General features: G+C 62.5%; 22 protein-coding genes and 4 pseudogenes. 5 read left to right on the forward strand and 21 right to left on the reverse strand.

All coding sequences use genetic code 11. The annotated features are described in order from the left end of the window. Positions 1-191: 191 nt before the first annotated feature. From ACVWYI_RS33995 to ACVWYI_RS34030, 8 genes are all read right to left on the reverse strand, one after another. Positions 192-2,348, reverse strand: a complete 2,157-nt coding sequence (locus tag ACVWYI_RS33995; protein WP_456664276.1) for an exonuclease domain-containing protein — start codon at positions 2,346-2,348, stop codon at positions 192-194. A gap of 153 nt (positions 2,349-2,501) precedes the next feature. Further along, positions 2,502-3,242, reverse strand: coding sequence for an SOS response-associated peptidase family protein (locus ACVWYI_RS34000; RefSeq protein ID WP_456664610.1), 741 nt, complete (start codon positions 3,240-3,242; stop codon positions 2,502-2,504). A 264-nt stretch (positions 3,243-3,506) separates the two neighbouring features. Further along, on the reverse strand, positions 3,507-4,292 hold the full coding sequence (locus tag ACVWYI_RS34005; protein ID WP_247446533.1) for an ABC transporter permease: 786 nt from the start codon (positions 4,290-4,292) through the stop codon (positions 3,507-3,509). Continuing rightward, a complete protein-coding gene (locus ACVWYI_RS34010) occupies positions 4,289-5,101 on the reverse strand; it encodes an ABC transporter permease (protein WP_456664611.1) in 813 nt (270 codons plus the stop codon). Before ACVWYI_RS34010 ends, ACVWYI_RS34005 begins: the two co-directional genes overlap by 4 nt. Positions 5,102-5,169: 68 nt before the next feature. After that, a complete protein-coding gene (locus tag ACVWYI_RS34015) occupies positions 5,170-6,216 on the reverse strand; it encodes an ABC transporter substrate-binding protein (protein ID WP_247446534.1) in 1,047 nt (348 codons plus the stop codon). Positions 6,217-6,244: 28 nt separating this feature from the next. After that, a complete protein-coding gene (locus ACVWYI_RS34020; RefSeq protein WP_247446535.1) occupies positions 6,245-7,552 on the reverse strand; it encodes an NAD(P)/FAD-dependent oxidoreductase in 1,308 nt (435 codons plus the stop codon). A gap of 15 nt (positions 7,553-7,567) precedes the next feature. Beyond that, positions 7,568-8,284, reverse strand: a complete 717-nt coding sequence (locus ACVWYI_RS34025; protein WP_247446536.1) for an HAD family hydrolase — start codon at positions 8,282-8,284, stop codon at positions 7,568-7,570. 35 nt (positions 8,285-8,319) lie between these two features. Beyond that, positions 8,320-9,399: an ABC transporter ATP-binding protein gene (locus tag ACVWYI_RS34030; RefSeq protein WP_354051775.1), complete on the reverse strand. Its 1,080-nt coding sequence runs from the start codon at positions 9,397-9,399 to the stop codon at positions 8,320-8,322. A 212-nt stretch (positions 9,400-9,611) separates the two neighbouring features. Between ACVWYI_RS34030 and ACVWYI_RS34035 the strand changes: the two are divergent. Next, positions 9,612-10,551 (forward strand): annotated as a pseudogene (locus ACVWYI_RS34035) (LysR family transcriptional regulator). Positions 10,552-10,628: 77 nt separating this feature from the next. Continuing rightward, a complete protein-coding gene (locus ACVWYI_RS34040) occupies positions 10,629-11,714 on the forward strand; it encodes an IS5 family transposase (RefSeq protein WP_456664277.1) in 1,086 nt (361 codons plus the stop codon). Positions 11,715-11,836: 122 nt separating this feature from the next. Here ACVWYI_RS34040 and ACVWYI_RS34045 read toward each other — a convergent pair. From ACVWYI_RS34045 to ACVWYI_RS34085, 9 genes and pseudogenes are all read right to left on the reverse strand, one after another. Next, positions 11,837-13,599 (reverse strand): annotated as a pseudogene (locus ACVWYI_RS34045) (relaxase/mobilization nuclease domain-containing protein). A gap of 223 nt (positions 13,600-13,822) precedes the next feature. Further along, positions 13,823-14,749, reverse strand: coding sequence for a lytic transglycosylase domain-containing protein (locus tag ACVWYI_RS34050; protein WP_247447579.1), 927 nt, complete (start codon positions 14,747-14,749; stop codon positions 13,823-13,825). Beyond that, on the reverse strand, positions 14,746-15,258 hold the full coding sequence (locus ACVWYI_RS34055; RefSeq protein WP_456664278.1) for a S26 family signal peptidase: 513 nt from the start codon (positions 15,256-15,258) through the stop codon (positions 14,746-14,748). The genes ACVWYI_RS34050 and ACVWYI_RS34055 overlap by 4 nt, the downstream gene beginning before the upstream one ends. Further along, positions 15,255-15,719 (reverse strand): DUF2840 domain-containing protein, encoded by a 465-nt coding sequence (locus ACVWYI_RS34060; RefSeq protein WP_247447577.1) that lies wholly within the window; start codon positions 15,717-15,719, stop codon positions 15,255-15,257. The genes ACVWYI_RS34055 and ACVWYI_RS34060 overlap by 4 nt, the downstream gene beginning before the upstream one ends. Positions 15,720-16,008: 289 nt before the next feature. Continuing rightward, entirely contained in the window at positions 16,009-16,890 is an 882-nt protein-coding gene (locus ACVWYI_RS34065) for a replication initiator protein A (RefSeq protein ID WP_456664279.1), read from the reverse strand. Between the two features lie 22 nt (positions 16,891-16,912). After that, entirely contained in the window at positions 16,913-17,194 is a 282-nt protein-coding gene (locus tag ACVWYI_RS34070) for a helix-turn-helix transcriptional regulator (RefSeq protein ID WP_247447575.1), read from the reverse strand. Positions 17,195-17,322: 128 nt separating this feature from the next. Further along, positions 17,323-17,592 (reverse strand): DUF2285 domain-containing protein, encoded by a 270-nt coding sequence (locus ACVWYI_RS34075; protein ID WP_456664280.1) that lies wholly within the window; start codon positions 17,590-17,592, stop codon positions 17,323-17,325. Between the two features lie 311 nt (positions 17,593-17,903). Next, positions 17,904-18,098, reverse strand: coding sequence for a transcriptional regulator domain-containing protein (locus ACVWYI_RS34080; protein ID WP_247447574.1), 195 nt, complete (start codon positions 18,096-18,098; stop codon positions 17,904-17,906). A 165-nt stretch (positions 18,099-18,263) separates the two neighbouring features. Then, positions 18,264-18,536 carry a DUF2285 domain-containing protein gene (locus ACVWYI_RS34085; protein WP_247447573.1) on the reverse strand — a complete coding sequence of 91 codons (273 nt, stop codon included), beginning with the start codon at positions 18,534-18,536 and terminating at the stop codon, positions 18,264-18,266. Between the two features lie 110 nt (positions 18,537-18,646). Here ACVWYI_RS34085 and ACVWYI_RS34090 point away from each other — a divergent pair, with 110 nt between their 5' ends. After that, complete coding sequence (locus ACVWYI_RS34090; protein WP_247447572.1) at positions 18,647-18,928, forward strand: helix-turn-helix domain-containing protein; 282 nt, start codon at positions 18,647-18,649, stop codon at positions 18,926-18,928. A 214-nt stretch (positions 18,929-19,142) separates the two neighbouring features. Here the strand turns inward: ACVWYI_RS34090 and ACVWYI_RS34095 are convergent, their stop codons facing one another. The 3 genes and pseudogenes from ACVWYI_RS34095 to ACVWYI_RS34105 all read right to left on the reverse strand — a co-directional run bounded on the left by ACVWYI_RS34095 (position 19,143) and on the right by ACVWYI_RS34105 (position 23,406). Continuing rightward, entirely contained in the window at positions 19,143-20,036 is an 894-nt protein-coding gene (locus ACVWYI_RS34095; RefSeq protein ID WP_456664612.1) for a hypothetical protein, read from the reverse strand. Positions 20,037-20,407: 371 nt separating this feature from the next. Then, complete coding sequence (locus ACVWYI_RS34100) at positions 20,408-20,719, reverse strand: DUF736 domain-containing protein (protein WP_247407056.1); 312 nt, start codon at positions 20,717-20,719, stop codon at positions 20,408-20,410. A gap of 687 nt (positions 20,720-21,406) precedes the next feature. Continuing rightward, positions 21,407-23,406 (reverse strand): annotated as a pseudogene (locus tag ACVWYI_RS34105) (ParB/RepB/Spo0J family partition protein). Between the two features lie 895 nt (positions 23,407-24,301). Between ACVWYI_RS34105 and istA the strand changes: the two are divergent. Continuing rightward, positions 24,302-25,792 (forward strand): annotated as a pseudogene (gene istA, locus ACVWYI_RS34110) (IS21 family transposase); the annotation flags it as partial. 8 nt (positions 25,793-25,800) lie between these two features. Further along, positions 25,801-26,664 carry an IS21-like element helper ATPase IstB gene (gene istB / locus ACVWYI_RS34115; RefSeq protein ID WP_456661642.1) on the forward strand — a complete coding sequence of 288 codons (864 nt, stop codon included), beginning with the start codon at positions 25,801-25,803 and terminating at the stop codon, positions 26,662-26,664. A gap of 28 nt (positions 26,665-26,692) precedes the next feature. Here the strand turns inward: istB and ACVWYI_RS34120 are convergent, their stop codons facing one another. Further along, positions 26,693-26,890, reverse strand: coding sequence for a helix-turn-helix domain-containing protein (locus ACVWYI_RS34120; protein WP_354045089.1), 198 nt, complete (start codon positions 26,888-26,890; stop codon positions 26,693-26,695). Between the last annotated feature and the right edge of the window lie 95 nt (positions 26,891-26,985).

Raw genomic sequence — 26,985 nt, forward strand, 5'->3', positions numbered from 1 at the left:
GGGCTGGCTCCTTCGTCTGCTAGGACCAGCGCCTTATGAACCACTGTTTTGCCCGACGGCGCAAGTGGTATTTCTCTTTATCAGAAATGGACCTGAACGCTGCGGCTGACGAACTGCCGTCATGATGGACTAGATTCGCTTCAATATCGGCCACACGGCGGGGTTCCTGGCAGCTCTTCGTATCAGAGGCCTTACGCTGCTTCAGCGCTGTGTCTCTCTTCGCTCCGCTTCCGATTGATGAGTTTCAACAACTGCGCCGAGGCCCTCGCATCGCACAAGGCGCGATGGTGATTCTTGAGGTCTATGCCGTAGATCTCGCAAAGCTTTCCAAGTCCGTAGGATTTGTGTCCCGGATAGCGCCGCCGCATTCCGGCGCACGTGCAGAGCTTCGGGAATCTGAAGCGTCGCCCAATCCGCTCGAATTCGTGAGCGATGAAACCGTAGTCGAAACTGACGTTATGGGCGACGAAAATGCCGTCCGCCATGAACTCCATGAATGGATCCGCAACTTCTGCGAATAAAGGCGCGTCGCGAACCATTTCGTTCGTGATGCCGGTCAGCTGAACGATCTTTGCGGGAATGGAGCGCTGCGGATGGATGAGAGAATGCCATTCGTCGACGACGCAGTGATTGCGAACCTTCACCGCACCGATCTCGGTGATGCGATCGCCGTTCGACCAGGAGCCGGTCGTCTCGATATCGACCACCACGTAATCCTGCGCGGGGTCGAAACGGTAATCGACCCGGCCGATCTCGGCCATGATGCCAGCGGCGCCGAGTTGGCGGAGGCGGGTCAACTGGTTACGGCGAATCACATCCCCTTCCGCCTTGATCTCCATGAAGGACGCCTTCCCGTCCTGCACCAGCATCAGGTCGGGGAAACCGTCTCGCATCCCGCGGAAGTCGTCACACATGCTGCCGATGATGCTGGCGATGCCAGCCGGATCGGATCCTTCGAGCAGGGCGCGCAGCGCCTCCACTTGCACATGATCCCAGCTGAATATCCCGTTCGGGCGGCCCCATCTCGCTGCGACGGTGCGGAGAATCAACGGGAGGGAAGTTCCGGCCGCGATGGCCGCCAGCTTCTCGTCGATCGCCGCGGCGAACAGCCGACGGAAGCTGCGGTCCTTCAGGCAATGGGGTAGCCAATCGAACCCGCTGGGCATCCGGGTGCTCTCGAAGAGCTCGTCCCAAAAGAGCAGGCCGAACAGAGTTTGCCACAGCACATTCTCAGCGAAGAAAACCTTGGTGCCCTCGCGCCGCAGAACGCCGGCGACGCCGGCTTCGGGGTTGCCGCGATAAGTGTCGTCGACGGTGATCGCGCGGCCGGACCGCAACACTTCGGTGTAGAGGCCCGTACGCCGTCCGCCGAACTTGCGGGCGTAGAAGTCGGTGGCGAAAAGGTGCTCCCCGTCGCTGGCGGGATCATCGATCATCCGGTGCAGCAGTTCTTCGGCTCCGATCCGATCGCCGGTGTTGTAAAGCAGGCGAACCAGGCGCTCGTTGCAGTCCGGCGAAGACCCCGCCCGGTACAGCTGTCGGGCAAGATCGCTCTCGCCCGCTTTCTCGAAGAAGAGTCCCGTCTGATGCGCGGCTCGATTGCGCAGATCGCCGCCGAACTGGGTCCCGCAGGCGGGCCCGGTGAGCACGTCGATGGCGGCCCGCCTGTGGACGGGCTCTGATCCTTCTTCGAGGCTGTCGAGAACCTGGCTGTAGTGGAACGAGGCAAGCGCTTCCTCCGCATCGGTGAAGCGCGCGCTGAACGAGGTCTCGCGATTGGTGCGAAGGATCCCCAGGTCGCGCAGCGCGAAGTTCTTCAAGCTCACCTCGGTCTTGCCGAAATACAGGTACAGCAGAAACTGGATCGGCCGCGTTCCATCGAGCGCGATGAAGTTGTGTGCGCCGCAGTGCTGCGCCGCGACCGAAAAGGGGATAAGCTCTAGATAGTAGTCGATGAACTTCGGCTTCGACCATGATCTGCGCACATCTCCTCGGCCGGCCGCCTGCGCGCCTGTGACGAGGACGTCCTTCGGCAGGCATGAGACGAAAGCCGCATAGTCGGCCTCCCCGAGCGCGCGCGCGTGACCGGCCGCTGTCAAATCGAAGATTGCCCGCTCGACGTCATCGATCTCGGAGTAGTTGAACAGGGATCGGTTGAATATGGCACCACGCCGGTTGATCATACGAACCAACAGGCATCGGGCGTCTCTCGAGAGGCGCTCGAACCGCGCTATGAACGCGTGATGATCCGGACCGAGAACGGGTTCATACGTCCGCTGCACGAACCCGAGCATCTCGGCGAAGTGGTCGAGGTAATAGTAGACGGGCAGTTGCGGCAGTTTGGCCAAGCGTACCTTCGCGGAGGGAATCGTTCGTTCTAGTTTTTGTTCGAATGGCATGCATGGAGTCAAGCGCCTCGATGGGCTCTAGAATGCCCGTCGATGTTCGCCGGCTGCGCCGTCCTTCCGCCGCACGAACCCAGGACCCGGACTCGCGCGGTGTTAGGAAAGCGCAGGTGCGGTATCTTCCTTCGCGCCGCGGGCGACGATCCGGAGCGCCCCGTCCGGAAGCGGCCGTTGCAGCTTCAAAGCTTCGTCCGCCGGTGCCGTCATCCAGGTTTCGACCTCGTCGGGCGTCGTCAGGATCACCGGCATCGCCTTCGGGTGGATGGCGCCGACTTCGGCATTCGGCTCCGTCGTCAGGAACGCGTAGAGGTTGTTGGTCGTCTCGCCTTCCTTCACCTTCCGCACTGACGTCCAGTTGGTCCAGATGCCGACGAAGCACGCCAATGGTCGGCTTTCGTCGAGCACGAACCAGATGTCGCCCCCTTCGGCCTTGTTGAACTCGCTGAAACTGTTGAATGGCACCACGCAGCGGTTCTCCGGACCAAGCCAGCGCGTCCAGTGTTTGCTCTTCACGTTGCGGATGTTGGTCGTGCCGCCATCCGGCTCCATCCGGAGCAATTCCTTGAAATCGACGGTCTTGCCCTTGGCTTGCAGCTTCTCGGCGCGCTTCTTGGTGGCGTCCATCAGCGCTTTCGACGACGACGGCATGCCCCAGCGCGCGGTCGCGAGCTCGCGGCCCTCGGCACCGGTCCGGACGATCGGCGCCTTGTAGTCCGGGAAGACGCCGGGCATCGGCGCGAGGTTGCCGACGTAACGGTTGACGACGCGGAACAGCGCGCTGGGCGGTGCTGCGATGGACGTCCCAGATCGTGGGGGCGAACTTGGCGCGATGCTCATCGATGGCGAGCGCGCAAAGAGCATGCCGGCGAACATCCTGACACGATGCCACAATTCGTCGAAGTGACCGATGCAACGAGTCCGGAGCGGCCTCCCACATTCCAGCTGTCATCCCCCGCGAAAGAGGGCGAAAGAGGGGAAATCCGCTACACGCGGCCCATCGGTCTGGCGCGGCGTCGCCACCGCTCGGCTTCCCAATCTTGATACTGGATCGCCCGATCTCAAGTCGGGCGATGACACCGAGAATGGGTGAGGATCGCCCCTTCACTCGCCCTTCTTCTGCCGCGCACTCGCCAGCAGCACTAGCATGAACGACGCCGCCGTCATCAGCGTCGAGATCGCGGCAATCGTGGGGTCGATCTCGTCGCGCAGCGCCGTGAACATGCGCTTGGTCAGCGGCTGATATTGGCCGCCGGAGATGAACAGCGCGACGATGGTCTCGTCCATTGCCGAGATGAAAGCAAAGATGCCGCCCGCAACCACACTGGACTTGATCTGAGGCAGAGTCACCGCGAAGAAACTGCGCAGGCGGTTCATGCCGAGGCTGCGCGCCACCATCTCCTGCGCCGGCTCGAAACTCTGCAGGCCTGCGAGCACCGAGATGATGACGTAAGGCAGGCCCAGCATCACATTCGCCAGCACGAGGCCCGGCAGGGTCGCGACCAGCCCGACCTTGGCATAGACGAAGAAGATGCCGACCGCGGTGATGATGATCGGCACCACTAGCGGCAGCAGCAGCATCATATGGATCAGCCGCATGACGCGCAATTTCGACTGGCTGATGGCGTAGGCAGCTGCGACACCCAGCGGGGTCGCGATCACGACGGTGAGAAACGCGACTGTCAGCGTCACCCGCGTCGCCTGCATCCATGTCGGATTGGCGAAGTATTGCTGATACCAGCGCAGCGAGAAGGACGGCGGCGGAAAGGTCAGGAAGCGCGCGCTGGAGAACGAGATCGGCGCGATGATCAGCACGGGCAGGATCAGATAGACCAGCACCAGCGTGCTGATCACGTAGAGGGCGATCCGTGCGGGCGAGATGCGCGTCATTTCTGCCCCAGCACGCGATCGAGCGAAATGAAGCGGCTGACGACGAAGAAGATCACGAGCACGCTGGCGAGCAGCACCACAGCGACCGCACTCGCCGCACCGAACTGGTTGTAGAGCTCGACATTGCGGCTCACCAGCATCGACACCATCACGGTACGGCCACCGCCGAGCAGTTCCGGCGTGATGTAGAAGCCGAGGCAGAGCACGAACACCATGGTGCAGCCGGCGAGCACGCCCGGCAGCGACAGCGGCAGGAACACGCGGACAAACGTCAGCGACGGGCTCGCGCCCAGGCTGGCGCCGGCCTGCATGAGATCGCCGGGGATCTTCTGCATGGTGGCGTAGAGCGGCAGCACCATGAACGGCAGCAGGATGTGCACGGTCGCGACCACTGTGCCGAATGTGTTGTGCACCAGCGCGAACGGCTCGGAGATGACGTCGAGATAACGCAAAAGCTGGTTGATCACGCCGGTGCGCTGGAGCAGCGCCAGCCACGCATAGGCGCGGACCAGCACGCTGGTCCAGAACGGCAGCACCACCAGCGAGAGGATCAGGATGCTCCAGCCTTTCGGCACGGAATTGGCGAGATAGGCCACGGGGTAACCGAGCAGCAGCGCGATGATGGTGACCGCGAGGCTGATCTCGAAGGTCAGCGCAAAGCTCCGCCAGTAAATGTCCTCGGTGAAGACGCGGCGATAATTCTCCAGTGTGAAGCCGTCATGGTAGATCGACTGCCAGGCCAGCCAGCCGACCGGCAGCACGATCAGCAGCAAAATCACGAGCAGCGCCGGCGACACCAGTGCCAGCATCAGGCCGTGCTCACGACGTTGATGCTTTTGCGATGGATCTGGCACAGACATCGTCAACGCTGCCTCGCTTACTTCTGCATGAACGAGGCCCAGCGCTTCTCGGCGGCTTCGCCGGCCGGCGAGGACCACCAGGCGTAGGACATCAGCGCCTGCTTGGCCGCGTTGGCCGGCTCGCTCGGCAATTGGGCGGCGCGCTCCGGCTTGATCACGCTGGTCTCGAACGCCTTGGGATTGCCCGGGCCGTAATCGATGTTGAGCGGCAGATTGGCCTGGTGCACGGGATCGACGGCCTCGTTGAGGAATTTCACGGCGGTGTCGAGGTTCGGCGCGCCCTTGAGGATGCAGAGCGAGGTGCTTTGCAGGATGCCCTGGTTGTAGGTGAACGACACTTTCGCGCCCTCCTTCGCGACCGCGCTGACGCGGCCGTTCCACGCCATCTCCATGTCGACCTCGCCGTCATTGAGGAGCTGCGCCGACTGCGCGCCCGATGTCCACCACACCGTGATGCTCGGCTTGATCTCTTCCAGCTTCTTGAAGGCGCGGTCGACGTCGAGCGGATAGAGCTTGTCAGGCGCAACGCCGTCGGCCATCAGCGCGGCCTCTAACGTAGCGATCGGATGGTTGCGCAGCGCGCGCCGGCCAGGGAATTTCTTCACGTCCCAGAAATCGGCCCAGCTGTTCGGCGGGTCCTTCGGGAAGGTCTTCTGGCTGTAGGCCAGCACGCTGGAATAGAACTCGTAGGACACCGAATAGGGACTGCGATAGCCCTCCGGCATCGCCGCGGCGTTCGGGATCTTCGAGAAGTCGAGCTTCTCGATCAGGCCCTGCTCGCCGCCGCGCAGGCAATAGCCGGTAGGTGTATCGACGACGTCCCAGATCGGCTTGCCGCTGCCGACCTGCGTCTTGATCGCGGGCCAGGCGTCGGGAATGGAATCCTGATTGATGGTGATGCCGAGCTTCTTGGCGGAGGGATCGAGGATCGCCACCGTCTGCGCCTGCTGATAGGCGCCGCCCTGCGAGACGAAAGTGATCTGCTCGGCGGCATTCGCCGCGGTGGTAACTCCGATCGCGCCCAGCAACGCGCAGCCCAATCCCAAATTCCGTTTCGCCTTCATTCTCGCCTCCTCCATCGCCAAAGAGATCTCACTGACCGATCGCATCGAGAAACTGGTACCAGCCGGCGACCATGCGCACGGCGGGCTCGCGCAACGGATAAAACGGAATGGCCTTCATGCGGCTAACCTCGAGCAACCCGACCGCGGGCGTTTCGCCGCGCACGAAGGCGGCGAGATAGCGCCCCATCAGGCTCGACATCGCCACGCCCGCGCCGTTGTAGCCCATCGAAACCAGCGTGCGATCGTCGATCCGGCCGATATGCGGCACCGAATCCAAGGTCATGCCGACCAGGCCCGACCATTTGTAGGCGAGCGGCAGATCGGCGAGATCAGGGAAGATGCCGATCATCGCCTTGCGCAGCGCGTCGAAGGCGGCTTTCGAGTCCTGCTTCCCGAAGGCACCGCGGCCGCCAAAAATCACGCGGTTGTCGACCATGCGGAACCAGCGCATCATCCGCTTGGTCTCGGTGTAGGTGCGCCCGGTCGGCATCAGCTTGCCAGCGAGATTCTGCGGCAGCTGCTCGGTGGCAATGAGGGCGCTGCGGAACGGGATCAGCGTGCGCTGTAGATGCGCGGTCGCGCCGCTGAGATCGGAATAGCTGTTGGTGGCGATGATCGCCTGTTTTGCTCGCACCGCGCCCTGCGGCGTCTCGGCGACGATGCCGCCCTGCTCGCGCCGGAGTTTCATCACCGGCGATTCCTGGAAGATGGAAACGCCGCGGCGCGCGACACCATCGGCGAGGCCGCGCAGATAGTTCAGCGGATGAATGCCGCCCGAGCCGGGATTGAGCACGCCGCCGACAAAGATGTCCGAGCCGGTCTCGTCGCGCACTCCACGCTTGTCGAGGATGCGGAGCTCGGCGTCGCCCATCTCGCCCGCCATCCAATTGGCTTCGTCGATCGCAGCCTTCAGCGTGGTCGCGTTATGCGCGGCCTTGACTTGGCCGGTGCGGGTCAGGTTTGCGCTGGTGATGCCGAATTCGGACACCAGCTCCTCGACCATATCGGTCGATTCATGCGCGATCTCATACATCCGCTTGGCCATGGCGCGGCCATGGGTGGCGTCGATCTGGCGGAACGAGAGACGGAATTTTGCGGTGATCACGCCGCCATTGCGCCCGCTCGCGCCCCAGCCGGGCCGGTTGGCTTCCAGCACGACCGGCGACAGGCCGCTCCTGGCGATGTGGTGCGCGGCGGACAGGCCGGTATAGCCCGCACCGATGATCACGACATCGGCTTTACTCTCGCCCGACAACACGGGAAAAGCGCGCGCCGGCCCCGCCGTGGCTTCCCACAGCGAATTGGCCGATGGCAGCGCGCTCCAGTCCCGTGTCATGCCCGCGCTCATGGATTACGCCGCAGGCCCGATGGCCGCGTCGGCCAGCGCCTTCAGCGTCGGGAAATGAAAGTCCGGCTTGGTCAGCGTCTCGACGGCCGGCGTGCCGCCAAAGCCTGCCATGCCCTGGCGGCGCTCGATCCAGCACACCTTGTAGCCAAGCTTCCGCGCGATCCCGATGTCGTGGTGCTGGCTCTGCGCCACGTGCAGGATATCGGACTGCTTGTAGCCGAAAGCGGACTGACGCCCCTTGTTGTAGGCGAAGAACTCCGGGTTCGGCTTTGCCACGCCGGTGTCGTCGGCGCAGACGGTGTCGTCGAAGTGATTGCCGAGCGCGTGCGCGTAGCAGGACAGCGCGACGCGGTCCGCATTGGTCATCGCCACCAGCCGAAATTTGGTACGCAGGCGCTTCAGCGCCTCGACCGAATCCGCAAACGGTCCCCAACGCAGCACCGAGAGCTGGAACACGTCGCAGGAGGCATCGTCAGCCGGCAGTCCGAGCTCGGTGGCCAGGTGGCGATAGACGTGGAACATCACCTCGCTGGAGCGCTCGTAATGCTGGTCGCGGCCGCGCTTGTAGGATTCGAAGATCTTGTCGTCGCTGAGCTCGGTCGGCGACTTGCCGGAGATCCTGCGCACCGCGGAGAGCACGCCGGTCTCGAAATCGATCAAGGTGCCGACGACGTCGAAGGTGAGAACCTTGAAATTGCTGAAAGCGGCTTGGGTCGACATTTTGGCTTATTCTCTCGGTTGGACAAGGCGTGGGTTCAGTTCGTCCGGGGCACGACGATGGTGTCCTCGGGGTGAAGGGTGACGGTGAGGCTGCCGCCGAGCGGCGGGATGCGGCTATAGGCCTGGTGATAGCTCGGCTGGCGCAGGCTGAGCGCGATGCCGTCAGTGAGCGAAAGAAAAATGCGCAGGCTCTCGCCCTGATAGACAATGTCGGTGACCGTCCCGGTCAAGCGGTTGCAGGCGGCATCCTGCGCGCCATCGTCGATCAGGAGCTTTTCGCTGTGCACGGCGAGCATCAGCGCGTCGCCGTCGGGAATGGCGCGGGCGCTGCGCAAAAGCGCGTTGCCGAGCGCTACGCTGGAGGCATCGACGCGGCGGACCGGCAGCATCGTCGCCTCGCCGATGAAGCTCGCGACAAAGGAATCAGCGGGATGATCGTGCAGCCGCTCGGGCTCATCGATCTGGATCAGCCGGCCGTCCTTCATCACCGCGACACGGTCGCTCATGGTCAGCGCCTCGCGCTGATCATGCGTGACATAGATGATGGTGGCGCCGATACGTCGGTGCAGCGCGCGCAGCTCGATCTGCATGGATTCGCGGAGCTGTTTGTCGAGCGCGGAGAGCGGCTCGTCCATCAGGATCAGCCGCGGCTCGAAGATCATGGCGCGCGCGAGCGCGATGCGCTGGCGCTGGCCGCCGGAGAGCTGCGCAATGCCCCGCTCCTCGTAGCCGGCGAGGCCGACCATCGAAAGCACCGCGCGCACCTTGTCGGGCCAGCTCGCTTTCGGCAGGCGCCGTGCCCGCAAGGGAAAGGCGACGTTCTCGCCGACGCTCATATGGGGGAACAGCGCGTAGTTCTGGAAGACCACGCCGATGTCGCGCTTGTGCGGTGGCATGTAGGTGACGTCGCGGCCGCCGAAGAGAATTGTGCCCGAAGTCGGCAGGATGAAGCCGCCCAGTATTCCGAGCAGCGTGGTCTTGCCGGAGCCGGAGGGACCGAGCAGCGACACAAACTCGCCGGCGCCGACATTGAGGGAAACGTCGTCGAGGGCGCGAACGGCGCCGTACGCCTTGCTCGCGGACCTGATCTCGACGCTTTCCGCCCGCTTGTCCAACGATCGACCTCGCCTCGTTCGCTGCAATGGCGTGCCTCACTGCGCGCCATGAGCCTGCATTATAGACAGCGTCCTGGAGCATTCACGGCCGCAGCGTGCGCCGCACCAAATCTTCTCCCGAACGCCCTATCTTTGGGCTGCGATGCCAATGTCACCAGACTTTGCAAAACTCGGCAATTGCCAAATTCTCACCGCGCTCATAACATGGCGTTATGCCCGAGCTGCGCCGGATGCTGCCCTCCAGTAACGCCCTGTTCGTCTTCCACGCAGCAGCGCGCAATGGCAGCTTCACGGCTGCCGCCGCCGAATTGAATGTCACCCAGCCGGCGGTGAGCCGCATGCTCGGCCAGTTCGAGGAGCATCTCGGCGTTCCGCCTGTTCGACCGCAAAGCGGGGCGCGCGGTGCTGACCGAGGAAGGCGAGCTGTTGTATCGCCGCGTGCTCGAAGGCTTTCGCAGCATCGAAACCGGCCTCATCGAGATCGAGCGGCGCCGCAAGGGCACCGAGACGGTGACGCTGTCGGTCTCCTCCGCCTTCACCACGCATTGGCTGATGCCGCGCATCGACAAGCTGCAGCGGCAATTCCCACAGGTCGATCTGCGCTTCCAGCTGATCTCCGGCGCGTTGCGCGGACCGGTGGAGAATGTCGACGTCGGCATGCGCTTTCGTGACCGCGAAGAGCCATCCTCCGGCGGCACGCTGGTGATGAAGGAAGTGATGCTGCCGATGTGCAGCCCCAGCTATCTCGGCGAGACCGATCCCGCAGAGAGCAACACCATCATCCGCCTCGCCGAGACGCCGGGCGACTGGGCCGCGGATTATTCGTCGCTGCTCAAGGGCCGCCGCGGCGCCGCCAAGGCGTTGAGCTTCACCGATTATGCCATCGTGATGCAGGCAGCGCTGCTCGGCCAGGGCATCGCGCTCGGCTGGCTGACGGTCGCCTCGCACTGGTTGCTGACCGGCGCGCTGGTGCCGGCCTCCGACAGGCTCACCACCACCCGCCGCATCTGCGAATTCCTGCCGCCGCGTAATCGCCCGATGCGCCCCATCGCCGCGGAGATCCGCGACTGGATCACCGCCCAGATGCGCAGCGAGATCGCGGCCATCGACAAGCTCTATCCGAAACTCGGCGCGATGGCGGCGTGCTACTAGCACTCTGCTGAAGAACCCCCTCGCCAGGGAGGGGACTTGATGATTCACTTTATCATCTCGAATCGGCGGAGACGATCATGCGCGGCAGGTTTACGGATCAGGGCGGCCTGTTTTCGTACATCGCGCCGGATAAACGTGTGCCAGCGAACCATCCGCTGCGGAAGGTCCGGGAACTTGTCCGGGATGTTTTGAATGATTTGAACCGCAGCCTTGGAAAGCTATACGCCAGCGAGGGACGTCCTTCGATCCCTCCGGAGCAATTGCTGAGCGCCTTGCTGCTGCAGGTGTTCTACGGCATCCGCTCGGAACGCCAGCTGATGGAGCAGCTGGACTACAATCTTTTGTATCGCTGGTTCGTGGGACTGTCGCCGGACGATCCGGTCTGGGACCCGACCACCTTTACCAAGAACCGGGAGCGGCTGCAGAACGGCGATGTGTTCACGAAGTTCATGACCAGGCTTCTGAACCATTCTCAGGTCAAGCCGCTATTGTCGGACGAGCATTTTTCGGTGGACGGAACGCTGATCGAAGCCTGGGCTTCGCAGAAGAGTTTTCGCCCCAAGGACGGCAGCGGCGACGATGATGACGGCGCCAACTTCCATGGCCAGAAACGCAAGAACGACACCCATGCGAGCACCAGTGACCCGGACAGCAGGCTTTATCGCAAGGCGGCCGGACGGGAGGCCAAGCTTTGCTATATGGGCCACACCACCATGGAGAACCGGCATGGGCTGGCGGTGGCCGGCAGGGTCACGCATGCCAATGGCACCGCCGAACGCCGGGCTGCGGAGGTCATGCTGAAGGCGAGACGCAAAGCCGCAGGTCGCCGCATCACGGCTGGTGAGGACAAGGCGTACGATACGGCCGATCATGTCGCCAACCTTCGCGCCATCGGCGTGACGCCGCATGTGACACAGAACCAGGCCATCACCAAAACCGGCAAGAACCGTAACAGCGCGATCGACGAACGAACCACGCGGCATCCGGGATACGGCATGTCGCAATCACGCCGGGCGATGGTCGAGTGCATTTTCGGATGGGGCAAGCAGCATGGCACCATGCGCAAGACCAAACATCGGGGCATCGCTCGCGTCGCCGCCGACTTCCTGCTTAATCTGATCGCCTATAACCTGATCCGAATTCCAAAACTGCTCGCCGCATAGCCACCCCGCGCCGGGGCACACTCAATAACAAGCTCGAAATTACATCCAACTCTACCGCGCCGCTCCAAAAACGACCGGCGGAAAAATGAAAATTCTCCATTTCAAGATTTTTCAGCAGACTGCTAGAGGCCCAGGTCGCGCTTGCGACCAAAACCCCATTCAATGCCGCCGCCGTCCTTCACGATGCCGGTGACGTGCTGGCCGAGCCTCTTTTCGAGCTCGCGCGACCAGGGTACGAGCTGGAAGCCGAGCCCGTTATCGATCATGGCGAAGCGTCCCGAGGCGAGCGTCAGGCGCTGGCGATAGGTGCCTGCCACGTGTTCACCGGAGGCCCCCTTCACGTACGGAAGCCCAGTCTCGGCAGCGATCCCTGTTCCCACCTCGTCCCACTCGCGTCGGCGTAGCGTGTTCAGGAGGTCGCGCTGGAAGATGATGCGCTGGCCCTGCCGCCGCGCGAGGCCTTCCCGAACCAGATGCTCGGCACGCGCCTCCATGGCGTCGCGGGTCTCGCGGCCGAATCCCCCCATGCGAGTGGCATGGGGTCGCGCTCGACCAAGCGGTGGTCGAGCCAGGTCGCCCCTTTCGCGGTGATCTGTTCACCGAGATCGAGATCGGAGCGGATCGCCAGCACCAGGGCGGGGCGCGGATCGCCGGCTTGACCGACGCGTCGCACTTCGACAATTCCGCCGACCGGCGGTGCATGTTCGAAGGCCTCAATTCCGCGGAAGCGGATGTGGTGCGCGCGTCCGTCTATTCCGTCGATCACGGCATAGGCCTCGCCAGGCAGTTCGTCATGCAATCCCCGATCGACCAGCCGTCCGACGATCTGGGACATCGGCTGTCCCCCTTCGATGACGTAGTCGGAAACGCCGCGCGCTTCCCCACGCTCGGTGAAGGCACGGTGCATGGTCTTGATGATATCGCCGCGCATGCCGAGGTCGCGCAGGTTACGCTCGGCTTCCACCCCGACCATCCATTCCCCTGGAGCAGCTGATGCCGCGAGGCCCATCTTTTCCAGGTGTTGAAGGCGGCCAACCATCAGGCGCCGGATCTCGGGATCCGAACGGCTGGGATTCGCGGGGCGAAGATCGATGTAGCCGGTTTCGTCGGCTGCCACCCGGATCTGCTGATCTAGTCGTGTCCATCGCTCTGCCGTGACTTCCCGTTCCAGAGAATTGCGGATTTCGTGCTCCGGCCTTGGTCCCAGTTCGATGGCGACTAGTTCCTCGGCGCGTGAACGGAGGCCCCGGCTGATGTAGTCGCGGGAGATCACGAGATCGGCGCTTTCTTCGTCAACTCCCCGAACGAGAAGATGGACGTGAGGGTTGTCCGTGTTCCAGTGATCGACGGCCACCCAATCGAGCCGTGTGCCGAGATCGGTCTCCATCTGCTTGGCGAGGTCGCGGGTGAAGGCCCTGAGGTCGGTCATCTCGCCGGCGTCCTCAGGCGAGACGATGAACCTGAAATGATGGCGGTCGTCCTGGCACCGTTCCGCGAAAGCCGCGCCATCGGCACGGTCGCTGCCGGCATCAAACATCTCCGCCCGCTCGCCACTCCGGGTCACGCCATCGCGCTTCAGATATGAGAGATGAGCCGTCAGTGGTGCTGAGCGGAAGGCTCGTCCTTTGTGGCGAACAACACGCGCCTTCACCACAACTCGCCGCGCCGGGCTGAATAACCGGCTGCGGCTAAAGGAAAGCCGGCCGCGCCCGAAGGTGGAGCGCCCGTAGGCTGCAGAACGCTTGCCCGCCCCAGCTCGACCCGAGGTGTGGCCGGCTTTCTTCGCGGCGCGTATCACCTGGTTAATAAAACTCTTTGGCTTTGGCGCGCGTGTGCTGCGGATGCGCCCGGGTCGAATACGCAGTTCGCTATCACCTGCGGTCATGGCCGGCGCTCCAAGCGAGCGAAAGCGCCTACAGTGCCGAAAATGGTCTTGATGGCATTGTTGAAAACGCAAGGCGCGGCACGTGCCCCGACCGACCGGCACGGCCGAACCCAAGCCATGTCAATGGCTTGCGGTTCGACCGGCGAGCCCCTTTTATCTCGCCGTCCTGCTGTCGTGCCTCCCCACTGCGCTTGTCTTTCCGCCCATTCCTCGCCAAGCCGCACTAATGCAGGCGAGCTTGCGCATTCGCTCGTCGCGAGCCTCCCACGTCAGATCGCGCGACGAACAACCCTGTTGCCCGTGGCACAATGGCCGAGGTGTCCTGAACGGAGGTAGTCGTCGGAGCTCGGTTCGAGGGACTCCCAGGTTGCAGCCCGGCAGCGGTCTTCGAGCTTTCAGAGCGCGCCACGAAGAGCGCTCCCATCGAGGACCGCAGACTCGCGATTGCAGAGGAACCTGCAATGTCGCCACCGATGATCGGCACAAGCTTCTGCAGATCTATCTGGGTTTCAGCGGGCAATGGACGGCCGGCCAGGTGCTCTTCGTAGCGAGTAGGTCCTGCATTGTAGGCCGCTAGGAAGCCCGGTAAACCGTACCGGTCGTGCAGCTCGCGAAGGTACGCTGTCCCCGCAAGAATGTTGTCATGGGGATCGTAGGCATCGCCGCCGAGGTCGTAGCGCAGACGTAGCTCTGCCCATGTCTCTGGCATGATCTGCATCAGTCCCACGGCACCTTTCGGGGACCTCGCACGCACGTCTTGGTCGCTTTCGACGTCCAGGACTGCGCGTATCCAGCGGACCGGCACGCCGAAGCGGCGAGAGGCCTGCTCGACAAACTCCGCAAACGGATCGCTAGCTCGATGACGCGCCGAAGGCACCGCGGGTCGCGTCTCGGCGACAGCAGCGGCGTTACTCGCGGTCAGCGCAATGAACAACGGTACGACAGCGCGCAAGCTCCCCTCGGACAAACGCAAGCGTGCCGCCGTGCTCGCGCCCGTCCAGGTTGAAGCCGCTTCGCGCCGGCCTTTCGGCCGCCCTGGACCGCCGCTGCTCGCGTCGGCCTTGCAAGCTTTGGTCGGGACGGAGGAATGGTCCTGCACTTGATCGAACAGAGGAATGGCAGGACGGAAGCGCAAAACACGCACGATCATTCCTCCCACGTCCACACCGGGAGGGCACGGCCGATCACGGCCGACGCCGGAAGGAAACCAAAATATCGGCCGTCAAGGGAGTCATCCGACTGCCAGTTCATGAGGAACAGCTCGCCGTCGCCAACCACCCGACAACCCTGCCATTTCGGCAACGGCCGCCCGCGCCCGTCGCGATCTCGCGCCTCGCCCATTTCAATGCCGTCAACCGAAATAGTGAGACCGCTTCTGCAGACCGTCTGCCCCGGCAGCGCCAAGACCCGCTTGAGCATGGGGACGCCGACCGGCAGATAGCCGTTCAGGTCGAGGAAAGTCGCGAGCGGCTCCGGCGGCTGAACCGCGACCAGCTCGGTGACATGGAAGCGCATCGCTGGCCGTAAACGATAGAGGCCGACCGGCACGCTCGCCGATGCATTCCAGATGTAGAGCGGAAGCGGGTCCAGCACGATTGTCGCGACAAGTGCGCCAGCTACCGCAAACATCGTGGTCAGCGTCATCAGGCGGCTCGTCATCGCATTACTCTCTGGCGATGGAGCCAAGCCTGGTGGCGCGCCTTCGTGTAGGGACGCGGGTTTTCGTTGACGGACAGACGGTTATGAACGTGATGCCAATGATCGGGAGCGACGTCGGCTGGATCGATGGCGAGCGCCTCGATGGCATCGGTCATTTGCAGCACGCGTTCGACCTTTGGCCAGCCGGAGAGTCGCAGCAAAATCTCGCCGCCGGGCGTCACATACGGCACGGTCGAGCAGCGCTGTCCCGGCGCGACCGCGCGCAAGATGTCGACCTGCGAAATGATCGTGCCGAAGTCGTTGGAGGTCCAACGGACGAAGGCAAAGATGCTGCCGGGCGCAAATGACAGGACGTGCCGATGGCGATCAAGCTTCCGTTCCTTGACGATACGACCGAACCGAATACGGTTTTCGATGCGCTTCTCGAGCCACAACACTTCCACTTCGGTGAGGTCGCTCATGCTGCCGCTCCTCGAAGCTGGGACCGGTAGCCGTGAGCTTTGCAGTCAGTGAAGTGCGTATGCGGCTTCTGAAGGCAAGCAGGACTGACGGCCCGCCGTTGCGACTCGCCCCCAATGCGGCTTGTGGTCTGGTCCGTTAGAAGAAATCCGAAGGATTTCTGGTTAGTAAAGTTAGAGCGGCTGGAAAGCGCTGAAAAACAAGCAGTTAAGCTCGATTCCGGTCCCCGATAGCACGAGGATCGGGTCCCCGATAGCACGCGGGTTGCGGTCCCCGATAGCACGAGCTGATTCACAGGTTGTCCTCCGAATTTCGAATGAGACCGCGCCGGCGCAGGCGCGCCGTTAGTGGACCGACGGGCATTGGCGCGAAGTTCAGACGCTCGGTGCCGTTCGGGTCGCGTGTGAGCACGAGCTGATAGCCGGGCAATGTCTGGCACTGCACGATCTGACGTACGTCGTAGGCAAAATGCTTGAGCGGGGAGAGGATGCCGGACTTGGCATGGAGGTGCACCAGGTCAAAACTCCAGCCACCTTCCTGGCGCCCACCGTGCTTGCGCACGAGCCGGTAGAGCCACCGCTCAAGTCCGCCCGTCAGATTGAAATAGGCGCGATCAATCGTCGGCACGAGCGCGTCATCGATGACGCCCGCGTAGAACCAGTCCGGCAGGATCAGCTCGAGCCCAAATGGACGACCACTTGCATCGGCCGTCTCCTTCCACTCGTTGATCCAGGAGAAGCGATGCCGTCGCCGCTCTGCCGGCTGGCGGATCGATGTCAGCACGGTCGTTGACTGAAGTCTGTCGAGACCCGCCTTCAGCCGGTCATAGTCGCGTGCGCTGGTGCCGCGGCCGACAAACGTCAGAATCTCGTAAGGCGTTGCAGCCATCAGGCGCGACGTCTTCAATCCGGCGTCACGGGCTTCGACGATCTGGGAAGCGGCCCAGATCAGAACGTCCGCATCCCAGATGGTTGCCATGCCGTGTTCCGGCACGGCTTCGACACGAATTGCGATCGCACCGGTACGGAAATCGATCGGTACAATCCGCCTTGTTTTTGCGAGCGAGAAGAATGGATAAGCCATCAGATCCTGCGCGTCGCGCGGCGCGAGATCGCCGGGCAGCGCCCGAAAGAGCTCAAGCTGGTCACGCTCGGAATGGTGTTTGCGCCGCATTTTCACTGCTCTCACGCGGCGATCAGCGACGTTCTTGGCCCGCATACGGGCGCAGACCCGGGTGCTTCTTGGCCGGCAGCACAGTGCCCCTGCCGGGATCCGAGGTTGACGTCTTGGCGCCGAGATCAGCCCATGCTTTCAGATCATCCAGAGCGTAGACGACGCGCCCGCCGATCTTCCGATACGTTGGCCCAGTACCGTACGTGCGGTGCTTCTCAAGTGTGCGACCGGAGAGGCCAAGATATCGCGCGGCCTCCGGTGTACGCAGGAAGCGCGGGGGCAGTCCGGCCATCGGATCGGGCATTTGAGCACTCCAAGGTGACGGCGCACCGCGTATGGCGGCGCCGGCGTGTGTGCGGTCATCATGGAGAAGCGCAGTCTCGGAGGGGGATGCCGATCGGGGGGTCGATTTTCGGCACCCCAGGAAGGGCGCTACTCGTCCCTACGCCTGGGCCGAAGCAGCTTGCGATAGCCGCCGCGCACAAATGCGAGGCCGCTTTGTACAAGGCGACGGGTTCGGCTGCGCAGATCGTGTGTTTTCCAACCACGATCCGATATGCGCGCGTTGCCAAACAAAGCTTCTGCGATGCTGCGATAAGTCGCGCCGGCGAGATACGCGGCGACCGCGCGAAGAGCTGCGCACAGTCGTTTCGCGCCGCTGTTTGGGCACGCGATGAAACGGAGGTCCTGGCGCGCGTCCATTCATCGCGCGCCACAGCCGCGTGGCGGCATGCGCGCGCGCCTCGAAATCGCGGTCAGATGGCAACTCGGCCGCATAGCGAGCGCCTGCGGTCAGCGGCTGTTTCGACCAGATGCGATGCTCCGCCGAACCGATTTGCAGCACGGCGTGCCAGCCGTCAGCGGCACGGCGCACGTGGCCAGTTGCAAGATCAAACGGTGGCTGAGACGTTGGGCCTTGACCAAGCGTTGAAGTGGTTACAGCGACCGGAACGACGGTCGGCAGAACCTCGGGCGCCCAAAAGATTGTCTGCTCGCGGAATGACCTCTGCGGGTCATGCGCGAAAGCAGAGGCCCCACCTCCTCCTGAATTCCTCGGTCACCCCGCCATCTGAGCTGCTAGCGATGATCGCATCGTAGTCACGCTGATAGTCCACGTTCATACGAAGGCCTACCCAGGCGATTTCAGTGATCTCAGCGTTCTCTAGGCTCTTAAATGAATCCGGCGATCGCCAGTCGAATTCAGGCATTGTTTCCGCCCCATTGCACGCAGCTAACAAGGATTGCGGCGCAATAGTTATGAACGAAGCGGTTGTAGGAAGCCCCTAGTTTGGCACCACGTGGTGCATAAGAATGACCACCGGTTAGCGGAAGAAAATAGTTCTGGCTGCAAGTCTTCAGTCAGCGATTTTCTTCTATTTTGAGCCGGCGCCACGCAAGAGGCGCCCCTGCTCGGTCACCCATTTGGCGCGCGCAAGATGACTCTGATATGCAGTACGCGCACGATCAGGCTCTCGCTCCGGATCGATATGTAGGACGATACGAGCCACCTCCCGCCAGTCCGCTCCCTCACCCTCCGCCTGCAGAAGGCGAATGTACGTGACGACATGCTGTTCGTCATAGGTCGTCATCGCCGATTCATTTGGCGCCGCATCTGCAACGTCGGGGTCCACTGGCGGTCTATTCATGTAGCATACGGCACTTCATTGAAGCCTGAGCCTATCTTATGGACTAAACTATCGAAATAGATCGGTTATAGCCAGTGGTTTGATGGCCTACCAAATGGCTGCTTTTGCGCATGAAAGCTCGTGCGCTTGTGGCCTGGAATGTCCGCCGGATACGCGTCGATCGCGGCATTCCGCAAGAGCAATTGGCATACGATGCCGGGATCGATCGCTCATACATGAGCGGTCTCGAACGGCAATCGGAGAACCCGACGATTGATCTGCTGGACCGATTGGCGGAAACGCTTGGTGTTCAGTTATCGGAATTCTTCCTCCAGCCGCCTAAAGGAGCGACGACGCCCAAGACATTACCCAAGGGTCGCAAACCGATCCGACCGGATCGCAAAAAGAAGTAACTGTTACCGGCTCTTCCACCTTGGCAGTGGCTGGATGCCGACTGTCTCACTTTTCTAGTTTGTTCCTTTGTTATCGCGAGCCGGGCCGAAGGCCCGGCGAGCGCCGGACGCGGACACGCGTCGTTGCCGCCGGTCCGGCCTGCCGGACCGGCGGCAACGCATAGGCTATCGGGAAGTAGCCGCGCAACCGGTTCCGATTGCGCGGCTCGTCCCCTCAGATGGCGCGCTCCATCAAGCGCTTTGCCTTCCCTTCGAGTTCAAGCCTTGCATCCTGGTGCGATTTGGTGCGGGCCAGCGCCGTAATCCCCTGCACGAAATCAAAGATGCTTTCCGGCTTGCGGTTCTCCTCGCCTAGAACGGTCTCGATGATCTTCGTCGTCTCCGACTTGGAAAATCCGCCCTTGCGGAGAAAGTTTTCTCGGTCCTCGTCCGTGCGAGCAACGATTCGCTCTCGCGCGGCCTTGATCCCGGCCACGAATGGCGCGGGCGAGGAATTGGCAAAGCTCGTCAGCGCTGGCGCCGCCTCATGTGCGAAACGTTGTGCGGCGAATTTCGAATGCCGGATCGTGATTTGCTCGAAATTCTCCACACCCCATAGATTGCGGTTCATGCAGACGGCCCGGAGGTAGAAGCTCGCAATGCCCAGCGTCTTGCTGCCGACTTCGCTGTTCCAGCAGTAGAATCCCCGGAAATACAAATCCGGCGATCCGTCTCGCAGTCGCCCCGCCTCGATCGGATTGGTGTCATCGACCAGAAACAGGAATACGTCGCGGTCGCTGGCGTAAAGCGTCGTCGTGTCCTTGGTCACTTCCACAAAGGGATTGTGGGTCATCGTGGACCAATCCAGCACGCCCGGCACTTTCCACCGGGTATCGCCGGAATTGTTGCTGTTGGCCTCCACCCGGATGGCCCGGCTTTCCACCGTCCGCGCTTGCGCGCACTCGGCGCGGCTGCGCACGGCGTTATAGAGGTCGGGCAGGTTCAAATAACGTTCGTCATCCGGTCGTGAGAACCATTCCGACGACACACGGCCAATCCGTTGGCCGCGCGACACGTCCACACGAAAGCCGCCGGACACCGGTTGTTCGCTTTGCGATAAAGTCATCATGCTCATGGTCGTTTCTCCTATGGGCTGAGTTGAAGCGCAGCGCTGCGCTGCAACCCTGCCCGTCGGCGAGACCTGGGGTAGCAAGGGCAAGGGCGGCCGAAGCGGAGGGGGATCACCCGCCTGATAAGGGCGCGCTTGATAAGCGCGCGTCTGCACGCGCCTTGACGACTTTGGTCGTCATGAATCATGGCGCGGAAGACCGGGGATACCGCTCCGGCCGGCACGCACAGCGTGCTTTACCCTTGCCCGCGCGAGGGCGGAGCCCTTAGCGATTCACTTCCAAAAAATTGTTCTTCCTCCTCCCTGCCAGGCGGTAACAAAAACGCAAAAAGCCCCGCCTCCGAAGAGGCGGGGCGGATGATCCGGATGGATCAGTCGCCGTTGCGGCGAGACCAGATCAGGGTGAAGCCCTCGTCGCCCTCGACCTTCACCAGCGAGGCGTAGATCGGCGCCGGGAAGCTCGGATCATCGAGCTTGACCGAGAGGTATTCGCGTTCGGTCTCGCGGGCGGTCTTTTTCCAGGCGGCACCGAATTCGGTGGTACCGGCGAAGATTCGGAAGTCGGGCGCCTTGTCGTTGTCCTTTTCGGACGGGGCGAACCTTGCCTTGATGTTGAGCGTCAGCGTCTTGATCGAGCCGACGTAGCCGTTGTCCGAAGCGGTGAAAGTGCCGATGGTAGCCATGGTGGTCTCCGTTGGTTGCTCGGGCCGCGCCCATCGCGGCCTCGATGGCGATCCTTGGCCCGGGGAGCGATCGGTCCGCAGCCGTCAGGCCCGCAGCGCAGCGGAGGACGGCGGTAAGCCTGCTTTTTTGCTTTCCGCGAGGAATGCCGCCTCTTTTGCGGCAGGGGAAAAAAGCAGGCGTAGCCGTTGCGGGAAGGCGATCGAGGCTCTTGCCGTCCCTCGGGCTTGATCAGCCCATTCGAGGTTGCGTTGGACGCCGCCCGTGAAAGAACTGGCGGAGACCACCATGGCTGCCGGCAATCAAGCAGCACAAGGACGCGGCTTGATCGGTCGAACACACGCTGACGCCCAAGCATCAACGGCGGTAAAGACGCGCCAAAGAGAACGATGAGCGACCAATTTCGCATGCGGTCGTGGCGCATCGGAGCGCCGCTGGTAGATGGCCCCCGCCGAAATACAATCCGGACGGCGGCAGTCGATTGATCAAGGACCCGGCGAAGGGCCCATCGCTGCTGATGAAGGGGGCTAGACGACGATCCTGTGTCAGCGGCTCGCTACGATCGGCACTGATCGGAACGGCCCGTGCTCCGTCGTCCAGGTGCGCGCTTGCGTCTCTGAGTCGCTGCTTTGCCTCAATTGAATTGGCCGCAGATGGCCGGGGCCGCATGCGCGGCCCCGGCCAAAAAATCACTCGGCAGCCTCCGAATAAGCGTCACCGCCTTGTACATCGGTGCGCTCTTGCGGCTTTGCTGTCCTCAGCAGAGGAGGCAGCCGGTCTGTCGCGCTCAGCAACTGCTCGGCTGCTTCCGCCATATCGACCTTCTTCATATCTGCCATCCGCTCGGCAGCCTCGCCGCTCACACCGTCGCAGACAGCCTCCAGAATGCGTGCCTTGGTGACGCGACCGAGATAGCTGCGCACGGTCGGCCGCCAGTAGCCGGTCATGTCGAGGGAAACGACTTCCGCCAGGCGGTCGGCTGTTGCCAAAGCGCGGGGCCTTCGCTCCCACGGCAGTTTGACCGCGTTGACGGTCAGCGCGACACAATGGGCGAACAAGGCCATGCGGCTGTCGGGATCAAGCTCGGCGACGAACGCCCAGAGGCTCGTGACTTCGCGCGGTATCTGCCTTGCCCAATTGGCGTGGCGGTCCGCCCAAGCCTTGCCGGCGGGCGTGTCCTCGATCCCGTCCGCATGGCCTGCCAAATCCGTCTTGATTGGTTGGATACCGACGACATGGGCGTCCGCGCCGAGATAGAAGATTTGCGCAGCGAGTGCATGGGTAACCGCAACGATGGCGACTTCCGGCTGTTCACTCAGATTAAGCCGGAGGCCAAGGTTCGATGCGGGGTGAGGTCGCGAACGAGAACGTCAGCCAATGGGCGGTCGTCTTCTTCCTCGTTGGCTGCACCTGCACCCTCCCCGCTTTCATCTTGTACTGCCTGATCATCTAGCTCCGGATCGCCTGTCGCTGAAGCTTCTGCGGTTTGCTCCGCTTCGGATTGCGGCTTTTCGTCCGCGGGCCGGATGAAACCGCGCTCGATCCGCACGGCACCATCGTGATTGAGGATCACGAATGCACCGCCGCGCGCAACGTCGTCGCGGTCGTACGCCTGCCGCTTGGCCTCCAGCCGCTCGATCTCGGCCTCAAGTTCGCCGAACCGGGCATCCACTTCATCGGGAAGTTCGTCGGCGGTCTGGTGCTTTTCGGTGAGGCCGTCGAATTCTTTTTGTACCGTTGCAAGAGCGGCCTGATCATCCACCGAAAGCTCGACCGGATGCGGATAGGTCCGCCGCATGCCGTGGGCGTGTGGGAAATCGAGATGGGCTTCCGTCCATTTCCATCCCTCGGCCGCCCGGACCGCATCGGCTTCGCGACCAAGCTTTGCCGTGACCAGCAAATCAAGCAGCGCCACGTCTTCCAGATAGCCGCCGCGATCCTCGGTGAAGAGGTCCCGAAGGATCGAGCCGCCTGCTTCGGTGTACGCTTCGATACCGACAAAGCGCGCGCGGCGGTCGGTTGCGACCACATGGGTTTCGGTGAGCATGCGACGGATGGTGCTGGCATCCCGGTTATAGGATAGCCGCTCATAAACACTTTCCTGCCGGGCGTGATCATCGGTGATGGCAAAGGCCATCAACTGCTCAAGGGCCAGATCGCCCTCGCGATAGACCTGCATCAGCTTCGGAGAGACTGCGCCCAACCGCAGGCGCTTCCGTACCACATGCGGCGTCACACCGAAGCGGGCGGCGATTTCTTCGGCACCGAAGCCGCGCTCTTCCGCCAGCTTCTTGAACGCCTCGAACTGATCGGCCGGATGCATGTTTTCCCGGGTGACATTCTCGTCCAAGCTGATTTCGTGCGGATCGTTCGCGGTATCGACGATGCACCGAATCGGCTCGGTCTTCTTGATTTCCTTCCGCTTCACCCGCAGAAGCTGGGCAAGCCGCCTGCCCTCGCCGATGGTCACAAAATAGAAACCCGTAGCGGTCCCCTCTCCATCGACCTCCGGCTCGACGACCAGATTTTGCAGAATACCCTTGGCGGCGATGCTCGCCGCATAGGCCTCGATCGCCGCATCGCTGTGCGGCGTCTTGCGTGCATTCTTCGGGGACTTCTTGAGCTTGTTGAGCGGAATGAGAACTTGCGTTCCGTTCTCGGGGAGTTGTTCAACGTGCTTGGCCGACATGATCGATCTCCTTTTGCTTTCATGGGTGCAGGGCGCACTCCGCGCCTGCGCCCCTGCCCGTCGGCGAGACCAGGGGTAGCAAGTGCCAGGGCGACCCGAGCGGAGGGGGATCGCCCGCCCGAGAGGGCCGCTCGAAGAGCGGGTCTGCACAAGCGCGTGCCAGGATTTCCAGTGTTGAGAATCTGAGAAAGCGCGGAAGACCGGGGAGACCGCTCGGATCGGCGCCGGCACGAGCCGGCGCTTTACCCTGGCGCGCGCGAGGGGCGGAGCCCCTTAGATCTAGAAGATGGGGCATGTTGGCTGGTGCAAGCCATGCCCGGCAGAGAAAAAGGCACCCGCAGGAGGGTCAGCATAGCGCCGACGCGTAGCGGCGGGACCCGGGACCGAGTGCAGTCGCGAGACCGGTTAAGAAGTCGCCCGAACGAAGGGCAGTGATAGCGACGCCGGAATGAAATGACGGCGGGACCGAGAGCGAGTGCCTCCGGCGAGCGACACATTATTCTGCGCGAGGGATCGAAGCCGCACGGCCGAGACGCGACGCGGCTCGGTTCACGAGAGCCCGGTCCGGCACTTGCCGGACGCGTACAAACGGAAATGAAGCGCTAGCTGAGGCTTTGGATTTTCTCGCGGGTTCGCGGGCGGTAGCACTCCAAACCCTGAGTTCCTGCCATTGCGAATCCCAGCCATGTGCTAGCAGCCGGAACGAATAACGGACAAAGCGATTCGCCGTATCAGGAGCTGTTCCTATGCTGATGACAAGTGAACGAAGACCGGCGATACGTGTCATTCGGCCTGCAATATTGACCCCCTAAGCCGGGGGATCGGCGTCCAAAATTGACCCCCTACAGGTTGGTCTGTTGCGCTGCCTGCTTCGTAACAAAGCAGGTGGTGGGGGATGCTGATCGTGGAGACGATTGCCCGGATCCGGCGCGAGCACTTCATCAAGGGCAAGACGATCAAGGAGATCGCCCGTGACCTGAAGGTGTCGCGGAACACGGTCCGGAAGGTGCTGAGGTCGGGAGAGACCTCATTCGAGTACGAGCGGCAGGTGCAGCCGCGGCCAAAGCTCGGACAATGGGCAGTCGAACTTGACGGGCTGCTTGCGTCGAACGTGACTAAATCCGCTCGTGAACAGTTGACGTTGATCCGGATCTTCGAAGAGCTGCGCGGCCGCGGCTATGACGGCGGTTACGATGCGGTGCGGCGTTACGCCAGGCGCTGGAGCAAAGAACGCGGGCAATCGACCGCAGCCGCTTATGTTCCGCTGAGCTTTGCCCCAGGCGAAGCCTACCAGTTCGACTGGAGCCACGAGGTGGTCTTGCTGAGCGGCACCACGGTGATGGTGAAGGCCGCCCATGTCCGGCTCTGTCACAGCCGCATGCTGTTCGTGCGAGCCTATCCGCGGGAGACGCAGGAGATGGTGTTCGACGCCCACGACCGGGCGTTCGCCCTGTTCAAAGGCACCTGCACTCGCGGCATCTACGACAACATGAAGACCGCGGTAGAGACGATCTTCGTCGGTAAAGGGCGTCTCTACAACCGCCGCTTCTTGCAGATGTGCAGCCACTATCTGGTCGATCCGGTCGCCTGCACGCCAGCGTCGGGCTGGGAGAAGGGGCAGGTCGAGAACCAGGTCGGGCTGGTCAGGGAACGCTTCTTCACGCCGCGGCTGCGGTTCAAAAACCTCGACGAGTTAAACGCCTGGCTGCTCGACAAATGCATCGCCTACGCCAAGGCTCATCGCCATCCGGAGTTGGTTGATCAGACGATCTGGGACGTGTTCGAAGCCGAACGCCCCAAGCTCGTTCCCTATGCCGGCCGCTTCGACGGCTTCCATGCCGTGACGGCGTCGGTCTCGAAGACCTGCCTGGTGCGCTTCGACAACAACAAGTACTCGGTCGCAGCCAGCGCAGTCGGACGACCGGTCGAGGTTCAAGCCTATGCCGATCGCATCGTGATCCGTCAGGATGGACGCATCGTTGCCGAGCACCCGCGATCCTTTAGTCGCGGCGATACCGTCTACGACCCCTGGCATTATGTGCCGGTGCTCGTCCGCAAACCCGGCGCCCTGCGCAACGGTGCTCCCTTCAAGGACTGGGTGCTGCCGGCCGCGATCGAGCGGATCCGGCGCAAGCTTGCCAGCACCGACGATGGCAATCGGCAGATGGTCGACATCCTCAACGCGGTGCTGACTGACGGTCTCCCCGCGGTGGAAGCGGCCTGTGCCGAAGCGCTCAGTCACAGCGTCCATTCCGCAGATGTCGTTCTCAATATCCTGGCCCGGCAACGTGAACTCGCCCCACCGGCCAACATCATGACGCCGGCCGCACTGACGCTCCGTCATGCACCGATCGCCGATTGTGCCCGCTACGACAACCTCCGGAGGACCATCTGATGGAACGAACCCAAATCTTCGACCTCATGGGCGAACTCAAGCTCTATGGCATGAAGGCGGCCTTCGACGAGATCATGGCGATCGCTGTCAAACGCCAGCACGAACCTCAGCGCATTGTCGGCGACCTGCTCAACGCCGAGATCAATGAGAAGCAAGCCAGGTCGATCAAATACCAGCTCACCATTGCCAAGCTGCCACTTGCCAAGGACATCGCCGACTTCCAGTTCGATGGCACGCCAATCAATCAGACTCTCGTCAATGACCTCGCCGGCGGCGGCTTCATCGCCCAGCAACGCAACGTCGTACTGGTTGGCGGCACCGGCACAGGCAAAACCCACCTGGCCATTGCCATCGCCAGAAGCTGCATCCGCGATGGCGCTAGAGGACGCTTCTACAACGTCGTCGACCTCGTCAACCGGCTCGAGACCGAGACCCGCAACGGACGGCAAGGACGGCTCGCCGAGCATCTGACCCGGATGGACTTCATCGTGCTGGATGAACTCGGCTATTTGCCCTTCGCCCAGTCGGGTGGCCAGCTTCTGTTCCACCTCGTCAGCCGGCTCTATGAGCGCGCCTCCGTCATCGTGACGACAAATCTCGCCTTCGGCGAATGGCCGAGCGTGTTCGGCGACGCCAAGATGACCACCGCGCTGCTCGACCGGTTGACCCATCACTGTGACATCGTCGAGACCGGCAACGACAGCTGGCGGTTCAAAAGCCGAGACGACGATCACGCCACCCGCGCTCGTCTCGCCTCCGCTATCCCGGCCAGCTCCGACGAGACGAGCGCTACCAGCAAACATCGCCGCGCAAAGGGGTCAAAATTGGACGCCGATGAGGGGTCAAAGTTGCAAGCCGATTGACAAAGTGCGTTCAAAGTGGGCGCTCCCTTCAGTCGCACGACCATTGGTTCGACATGCTGGTGTCAAGCAGCGCCAGAAGTGAGCGCACCACTACTAGTCGCCGACGTCCGATCGTTGTCGTGGCGATACGCCCAGTTCCTATCAACTCGTAAAGCTTCGTGCGTCCCAAGCCGGTAACTTCGCATGCATCGTCAATCGTGCAGGTGAGCCGCTGGGCGAATGGCATCGTGCTCCGTTCTGCGGCTTTCGGGGCGGATAGACTGACGTGTGACTGGTGTCCGCCAGTTTTCTCTCGTCGATTGTAGCTCACGTGGACCTCCT

This window comes from Bradyrhizobium sp. LB13.1 (genome assembly GCF_054056815.1).

Bases quoted from the DNA above. Each gene is read 5' to 3' on its own strand.
- ACVWYI_RS34000 (WP_456664610.1), bottom strand. From the start codon at position 3,242: ATGAGCATCGCGCCAAGTTCGCCCCCACGATCTGGGACGTCCATCGCA.
- ACVWYI_RS34005 (WP_247446533.1), bottom strand. From the start codon at position 4,292: ATGACGCGCATCTCGCCCGCACGGATCGCCCTCTACGTGATCAGCACG.
- ACVWYI_RS34010 (WP_456664611.1), bottom strand. From the start codon at position 5,101: ATGCTGGCACTGGTGTCGCCGGCGCTGCTCGTGATTTTGCTGCTGATC.
- ACVWYI_RS34015 (WP_247446534.1), bottom strand. From the start codon at position 6,216: ATGAAGGCGAAACGGAATTTGGGATTGGGCTGCGCGTTGCTGGGCGCG.
- ACVWYI_RS34020 (WP_247446535.1), bottom strand. From the start codon at position 7,552: ATGACACGGGACTGGAGCGCGCTGCCATCGGCCAATTCGCTGTGGGAA.
- ACVWYI_RS34025 (WP_247446536.1), bottom strand. From the start codon at position 8,284: ATGTCGACCCAAGCCGCTTTCAGCAATTTCAAGGTTCTCACCTTCGAC.
- ACVWYI_RS34040 (WP_456664277.1), top strand. From the start codon at position 10,629: ATGCGCGGCAGGTTTACGGATCAGGGCGGCCTGTTTTCGTACATCGCG.
- ACVWYI_RS34050 (WP_247447579.1), bottom strand. From the start codon at position 14,749: ATGATCGTGCGTGTTTTGCGCTTCCGTCCTGCCATTCCTCTGTTCGAT.
- ACVWYI_RS34055 (WP_456664278.1), bottom strand. From the start codon at position 15,258: ATGACGAGCCGCCTGATGACGCTGACCACGATGTTTGCGGTAGCTGGC.
- ACVWYI_RS34060 (WP_247447577.1), bottom strand. From the start codon at position 15,719: ATGAGCGACCTCACCGAAGTGGAAGTGTTGTGGCTCGAGAAGCGCATC.
- ACVWYI_RS34065 (WP_456664279.1), bottom strand. From the start codon at position 16,890: ATGCGGCGCAAACACCATTCCGAGCGTGACCAGCTTGAGCTCTTTCGG.
- ACVWYI_RS34070 (WP_247447575.1), bottom strand. From the start codon at position 17,194: ATGCCCGATCCGATGGCCGGACTGCCCCCGCGCTTCCTGCGTACACCG.
- ACVWYI_RS34075 (WP_456664280.1), bottom strand. From the start codon at position 17,592: ATGGACGCGCGCCAGGACCTCCGTTTCATCGCGTGCCCAAACAGCGGC.
- ACVWYI_RS34080 (WP_247447574.1), bottom strand. From the start codon at position 18,098: ATGCCTGAATTCGACTGGCGATCGCCGGATTCATTTAAGAGCCTAGAG.
- ACVWYI_RS34085 (WP_247447573.1), bottom strand. From the start codon at position 18,536: ATGAATAGACCGCCAGTGGACCCCGACGTTGCAGATGCGGCGCCAAAT.
- ACVWYI_RS34090 (WP_247447572.1), top strand. From the start codon at position 18,647: ATGAAAGCTCGTGCGCTTGTGGCCTGGAATGTCCGCCGGATACGCGTC.
- ACVWYI_RS34095 (WP_456664612.1), bottom strand. From the start codon at position 20,036: ATGATGACTTTATCGCAAAGCGAACAACCGGTGTCCGGCGGCTTTCGT.
- ACVWYI_RS34100 (WP_247407056.1), bottom strand. From the start codon at position 20,719: ATGGCTACCATCGGCACTTTCACCGCTTCGGACAACGGCTACGTCGGC.
- istB (WP_456661642.1), top strand. From the start codon at position 25,801: ATGGAACGAACCCAAATCTTCGACCTCATGGGCGAACTCAAGCTCTAT.
- ACVWYI_RS34120 (WP_354045089.1), bottom strand. From the start codon at position 26,890: ATGCCATTCGCCCAGCGGCTCACCTGCACGATTGACGATGCATGCGAA.